The organism is Microbispora sp. ATCC PTA-5024, assembly GCF_000511135.2.
Classification (GTDB): Bacteria; Actinomycetota; Actinomycetes; order Streptosporangiales; family Streptosporangiaceae; genus Microbispora; species Microbispora corallina.
On the sequence record NZ_KI866524.1, the window covers coordinates 763,617 to 768,904 of the forward strand.

The 5,288-nt window shown below is 74.4% G+C and carries 6 protein-coding genes and 2 pseudogenes; all 8 read right to left on the minus strand.

All coding sequences use genetic code 11. The features are described 5' to 3' along the window. Positions 1-1,072 (minus strand): annotated as a pseudogene (locus MPTA5024_RS42540) (hypothetical protein); the annotation flags it as partial. A gap of 139 nt (positions 1,073-1,211) precedes the next feature. Next, complete coding sequence (locus tag MPTA5024_RS24025) at positions 1,212-1,613, minus strand: pilus assembly protein TadG-related protein (RefSeq protein ID WP_036328193.1); 402 nt, start codon at positions 1,611-1,613, stop codon at positions 1,212-1,214. Between the two features lie 137 nt (positions 1,614-1,750). Further along, entirely contained in the window at positions 1,751-2,116 is a 366-nt protein-coding gene (locus tag MPTA5024_RS24030; RefSeq protein ID WP_036328194.1) for a TadE/TadG family type IV pilus assembly protein, read from the minus strand. Between the two features lie 317 nt (positions 2,117-2,433). Beyond that, the gene (locus MPTA5024_RS24035) at positions 2,434-2,862 is read right to left on the minus strand and encodes a TadE/TadG family type IV pilus assembly protein (protein WP_036328196.1); all 429 of its coding nucleotides are present in this window, start codon (positions 2,860-2,862) and stop codon (positions 2,434-2,436) included. Further along, positions 2,859-3,071, minus strand: coding sequence for a Flp family type IVb pilin (locus tag MPTA5024_RS24040; RefSeq protein WP_036328198.1), 213 nt, complete (start codon positions 3,069-3,071; stop codon positions 2,859-2,861). Before MPTA5024_RS24040 ends, MPTA5024_RS24035 begins: the two co-directional genes overlap by 4 nt. Continuing rightward, positions 3,071-4,027 carry a hypothetical protein gene (locus MPTA5024_RS24045; RefSeq protein ID WP_036328201.1) on the minus strand — a complete coding sequence of 319 codons (957 nt, stop codon included), beginning with the start codon at positions 4,025-4,027 and terminating at the stop codon, positions 3,071-3,073. Before MPTA5024_RS24045 ends, MPTA5024_RS24040 begins: the two co-directional genes overlap by 1 nt. Then, positions 4,024-4,953 (minus strand): type II secretion system F family protein, encoded by a 930-nt coding sequence (locus tag MPTA5024_RS24050; RefSeq protein WP_157099684.1) that lies wholly within the window; start codon positions 4,951-4,953, stop codon positions 4,024-4,026. The genes MPTA5024_RS24045 and MPTA5024_RS24050 overlap by 4 nt, the downstream gene beginning before the upstream one ends. Positions 4,954-4,987: 34 nt before the next feature. Continuing rightward, a pseudogene (locus MPTA5024_RS24055) lies at positions 4,988-5,288 on the minus strand (CpaF/VirB11 family protein); the annotation flags it as partial.

Here is a 5,288-nt window from a genome sequence, read left to right on the forward strand (position 1 = left end):
GGGGCATGGCGGGGGGTGGCAGCACGATCCCCGGCTTCCCGGAGGCGCCTCGGTCCTGCGGACCGGTGCGGTGGCCGTGATCTCCGGACCCGGTGCCCGCGCCCGCGTCCCCCCGGTCGTGCGCACCGGCGCGGCCGTCGGAGCCGGTGCCGCCGCGTTCGTGGACGCCGCCGTCGACCCGGTCGCCCCCGTCGAGGTGGGTGGCGCCGTCGAGCTCGGACGGGGCGTCGCGATGCTCGTGCAGGATCGACGGGCGGTCCTCGCCGACCGGGACGACGTGGACGTTGCGCGCGTCGTCCGGCATGTCGAGCACCCAGCCGGGACGGATCAGGTCGGCCATGTGCAGGCGGCTGCCGTCCGGCTGCTCCTTGTGCTGGTTCAGCCGGTAGATCTCGTGGTAGCGGCGGCCGTCGCCCAGGCACTTCTCGGCGATCTCCCACAGGCTCTCGTGGTGGCGCCCGTGCGGGGGCTGCACCACGTAGACCTTCTTGACCTCCCGGGCGTGGAGCGGCGGCCGGTCCGCCTCGGACTCGACCGGGGCCGACAGCGTCGACAGGGCGGCCACCTGCGGCCGTATGGCCACTGGGGCGCCGGCGCGGGCGATCGGCACGGCCACCGCCGTCGCCGTGAACAGCAGCAGCACAGCCGACACAAGCCGGTTCGCGAGCGCCTGGGTGCCGCCCGAGAGCGGGACGCGGGCCGGCATGCCCACGCGGCGGATGCCCGCGTACACCTCGACGATCACGCACAGGAACAGCTGCAGCCAGGCCAGCCACACGACGAGCACCAGGACCGCGATGATCGTCTCCGGGCCCACCCTGCTCGTGAACAGCTCCGGGTTCAGCAGCTCCCTGCTGACGGGCGGCCCGGCCAGGCGCAGCAGCGCGTACGGCACGCCGCCGACGAGGGCGACCAGCGCCAGCAGCGCGAAGAGACCGGCGAAGACGTCGCCCACCGTACGGCGGGGCGGGATCCGGGCCGGGGCGCGCTCCCGCCACGGCTCGGGAGGCCGCCGGTCGCCGGGGGGCGGCGCCGGCGGGCGGCGTCCGGACGGCGTGGGCTGCCGCGTCATTCCTCACCCCTCTCCGCTCGACCCCTCCAGGGTCGTCCCGGCCGCACCGGCCCTCCAGCGACCTGCGCCGTTCGGCATGGCCGGCCGCCCGGCCGCGCCGGTCGGTCCGCGCCCACGGCACGGCGGAGGCGGCTTCCGGTCACGCCTCCCCCGGATCCGGCGCGGCCGTCGCCGTCGCCCGCATGTCCGATCCGGAGAAGCCGAGGACGGAGAGGAAGAAGGCGTCCCAGTGGACCGACACCCCCACCGTCACCTCGGCCTGGCCGCCACCCGTGGTGCACTCCGTCATGCGCGCGCCGTCGACCTCCTGGGCGCCGACGATCTCCTCCGCCCGGCCGCACACCGCGCTCTCGTCCGCCATCAGCCGCACCTGGCCCGTCGACCGCAGGACCTCCGTGTCGATCCGGTCGGCGGCGGCCCGCGCGGCCTGCTCCGCGATGTCCGCCGCCTTGAGCCGCGCGTTGATCGCCGCGCCGCCGTCGACCAGCAGGCCCGCCAGCAGGAACACCACGACCGAGAAGATCACCACGAAGACCGACATCGATCCGCGCTCCCCCGCCGGTCCGCCGTACGGACCCGTCCGGGCCGGGGCCGGGGAGGACGGCGGCGAGGGTGGTGGGAATCCGGCGACGGCGGGCCCTCGGGGAGGCCGCGGGGGCGTCCCGCCGCCGACGCGGGTCATTCGACCCTCCGGAACTGCTCCAGGGGCACCACCGCACTGCCGGACATCCGCTTGCCCGCGCCGAAACCGAGGAAGTCGAGGTCGAGCTCGCACGTCACGGTCGCCTTCACCACGCCGCCCTCCCGCCAGTCGGTGCCCGACATGCTCACCTGCGGCGAGCAGTCGCCCGACAGCGACGACTCCGCCGCGTCGGAGGCGGCCGACTCGGCGTCCGAGAGGGTCCGCTGCACGGACGCGGCCCGGGCCGCGTCCCTGGCGGCGCCGTTCACCTCGCCCTGCGCCTCCACGATCCGGCCCGCGCCCACCAGGAACATGAGGAACAGCAGGAAGAGCGGGGCCAGCATGACGGTCTCCGCCGTCATCGAGCCCTGTTCATGGCCGCGCCTCCGGCACGGCGGGCTCGGGGCGCCCTTAAGGCCATGTCTTCCCTCGTCGCTCAGAAGCTCGTCCCTCGCTTCCTCACTCCTCAGTCCAGACACGGCCGCGCCCCTCCCCTGCTCATGGCCGCGCCTCCGGCACGGCGGGCTCGGGGCGCCCTTAAGGCCATGTCTTCCCTCGTCGCTCAGAAGCTCGTCCCTCGCTTCCTCACTCCTCAGTCCAGACACAGCCGCGCCCCTCGCACGGAGGTTGGCCACCGTAGGCAAGGAGATGGGGGCGGCGGCCTTCGGGCGGGGGGCGGTCACTGGCAGTCTCCGGTGCCGTCGTCGGGGCGGAAGCACTCGATGGGGCCGCCGAAGTGGGACGTGATCGTGAACGTGACGGACGGCAGCAGCGGGACGACCTGGACCGCGCTGCCGGACACGTCGACGCCTCGCTGGTCGCCCTGCTCCCAGGCCTTGACCTGCGCGTTCTTCAGCAGCTCCGGGCCGACGGCCTGGACGATCTGCAGGGCCTTCGCCTCCGCCTCGCCCTGCCAGCCGTCCGAGTCGCCGGCGGCGCGGGCGACGCGGGCGCCCTCGCGGGCCGCCGCGTCGGCCACCTGGCGGCCGTGGAACCACAGCGTGACCTGCACGACGAGCAGCACCACCGCGAGCACGACCGGCATGATCATGGCCAGCTCGATCACGGTGGCGCCGCGGTCGCGGCCACGGGAGCGGGGGCGTGTCACTTGCCTCCGCCGCCTCCGAAGTTCGAGGTGATCTCGGACTCCTTCTGCGTGACGAGCGTCTTGATGAGCGTCGCGAGGCCGAGGGCGACCCCGGCGATGATGGCCGTGATGATCACCCACTCGACGGCCGAGGCGCCCCGCGAGGGGGCGTTGCGGGCGCGGTCGATCCGCACGTGCAGCACGGCGACCAGGTAATGGAACCAGAGCATCAGGACCCCAACATCTTCATGGCTGCCGGATAACTGAGGAAGATCACGAAGCCGGCGCACAGCAGGAGCTGGGCGACCAGCATCGACTGGGACCGCTCGCCCGCCTTGCCCTCCACCTCGGCGAGCTCGCGGCGGCGGAGGGTGGCGGCCCGGGCGGTGAGCGAGGCGCGCACCTTCGCGCCGTCGTCGGCGACGAGCCCGAGGGCGGCCGACAGATCGCGCAGCTCGTCCACGTTGATCTCGTCGCCGAGCTGGCCGAGGGCCTGCCAGGGGGTGATGCCGACGATGCGGGCGTTCGCCAGCGCCTCCCGGATGCGCTCCATCGCCCAGTTGGACCCGGGCGGCGGGCCGGAGCCGTTGGCCGGCAGGCTGACCGGGCTGCCCACGGACACCGCCGTCATCAGCGCCTCCGGGACGCCCCGGCCGCCCGCCAGGTTCATCGCGACGAGGTCGAGGAACGCGCCGACCGCGTGGCGGAAGTCCCGGCGGCGTACGGCGGCGTCGCGGCGGATCTGCACGTCGGGCAGGAGGAAGAACACCACGCAGACGACGAAGGCCGACCAGAAGGGCACCTGGAGCGGCACGTCCCAGCCCATCACCGCCAGCCACCCGACGAGGATCGGGAACGCCACCAGCCCCGACACGGCGAGCAGGACCTTGGTGGCGAGGAACCCCTCGAACGACTTGCCGAGCAGCGCCAGGTCGGCCCTGATCGAGCGGGCCTCCCAGCCCCGGGCCGCGTAGAACCGGGCCATCCGAAGGCCGAGGCTCCGGCGGAACGGGCTGACCTGCTCGTCCGCGGCGATGAGCGGCGCCCGGGGGGCCTCGGTGCCGTTCCTGGCCAGGTCGAGCGCGGCCAGCCGGGCGATCAGCCCGGGCCGCGGCGGGAACAGCGCCCGCAGCAGCAGGAAGAGCCCGAGGCCGAGCACGCCTCCCGCCAGCACGGTGCCGATCACGAGACCACCTCCTGGACGCCGCCGCGACCCTGCTCCGGCACCGCCGCGGCGGGGGCCGGCCGGTGGTAGGGCGCGAGGATGCGCGCGGGCTTGTCGAACCGGGCGAGCCGCCGCATCCAGGCGAACCCGGCGCCGAACAGGCCCGCGACCACGACGAGCACGGCCTGCCCGAGCAGGGAGTCGTACTCCTCGACGTACGAGCGGTTGAACACGACGAGCGCGGCGGCGAACGCGAGGGCGGTGCCGACGACGATCTGCACGCTCTTGCGGGTGGACCTGCGCTCGGCCTCGACACGCCGCCGCATGTCGAGCTCCTCGCGGGCGGAGACCGCGAGCGCGGACAGCACGTCGCGCAGGCCGGGCCCGCGCAGGCGCGAGTTGAGGATGAGCGCGGCCACCACCAGGTCGGCGGAGGTGTCGTCGAGCTCGTCGGCGAACATGCGCAGGGCGTCCGCGAGCGGCATGCGGGTGTGCAGCCGGTCGACCAGGGCCCGCAGGTGAGGCTGCAGCATGGGCGCGGCTGCGCGGATGGACGACGGGATGGCCTGTTCGAGCCCGGCCGCGCCGGCGATGGTGTCGCGCAGGGACTCGGTCCATGCGGCCAGGCCCTCCAGGCGGCGCATGGCGGCCCGTTCCTCGGCGGCGCCGCCGGTCAGGCCGCGCCAGGCCAGCACGAGCAGCACGGCTCCCGCCGCGACGACGGGCCAGCCGGTGGCGGCGAGCACGACCACACCGGTCACGGCGGCGACGGCCGACCGGGTGGACAGCGTCCGCAGCAGCCGCTTCCGCCGGTCCGTGCCGTCGGGCCCGGCGGGCCGGGGGCGCAAACCGTAGACGGACAGGGCGAGCAGGAAGAGCCCGCCGCCGGCCGCCGCGCCGGACAGCAGCACGAAGGGGTCGAGGACGCCCGGGGGGAGCAGCGGCATCACGGCCTCCCGGATGAGGGGGGAACGGGTGCGGTCATCGCCACGCTCCCTGCGCCGGGTCGTAGCCGTGGTGGGCGAGTTCGTCGGCGCAGGAGATCGGGGCGTGCGGCACGACCCGGTCTCCTGTCGACGTGAACACCTCGGAGGACAGCACGCGGCCGTCGACGCCGGTGACCTCGCGCACGCTGGAGACGAAGCGGCGCAGGGTGCCGCCGCGGTGGTAGTCGTTGCGCTTCTCGATGAACACGACGAAGTCGATGGCCCCGGCGATCAGCATGTGCGTCGCCTCGATCGGCAACCGCTCCTCCGCCTGCAACGCATACGTCGCGATCCGA